Origin of the sequence: Thermococcus sp. MAR1, assembly GCF_012027305.1 — an archaeon.
Classification (GTDB): domain Archaea; phylum Methanobacteriota_B; class Thermococci; order Thermococcales; family Thermococcaceae; genus Thermococcus.
Genome location: NZ_SNUF01000042.1, coordinates 1 through 393, shown reverse-complemented (window position 1 = coordinate 393; position 393 = coordinate 1). Strand labels below are relative to the sequence as shown.

Annotated in this window: 1 protein-coding gene; it reads left to right on the top strand. The window is 41.2% G+C overall.

The features are described from left to right. Positions 1–158 (top strand): Maf family protein (locus tag E3E25_RS11455; protein WP_206204743.1); only part of this gene is annotated, 158 nt, incomplete at its 5' end. Positions 159–393 lie beyond the last annotated feature (235 nt).

Sequence of the window (393 nt, the reverse complement as noted above, 5' to 3'; positions counted from 1 at the left end):
TAAGAACGGGCGAGCCCATGGACAAAGCTGGTGCCTACGGCATACAGGGGAAGGGAGGCCTATTCGTGGAGTGGATTAACGGCGATTATTACAACGTCGTCGGCTTTCCTCTGGAGATAGTCTGGAAACTCAGGGAACTTGGGTTCGGGGTAATGTAGAAACAACTAAACGCCTTCTTTTAGATTGCATCTCGTTCACATCCCTGTTTTTCTTGAATTTTCTGTTAATCGTTTCAGAATTTAAAAAAGAACTCCGTTTGACCCATTGGAAGTCTTTAATAACAGTTTGTGATAGTGTTACTTTGAGTTATAAAATTTCAAGTTAATTGTAACGAAAAATTTTAGAGATATGGGAATTGACGTGTAAGGTGCCCTCAATTCTGTCGATTCCTGC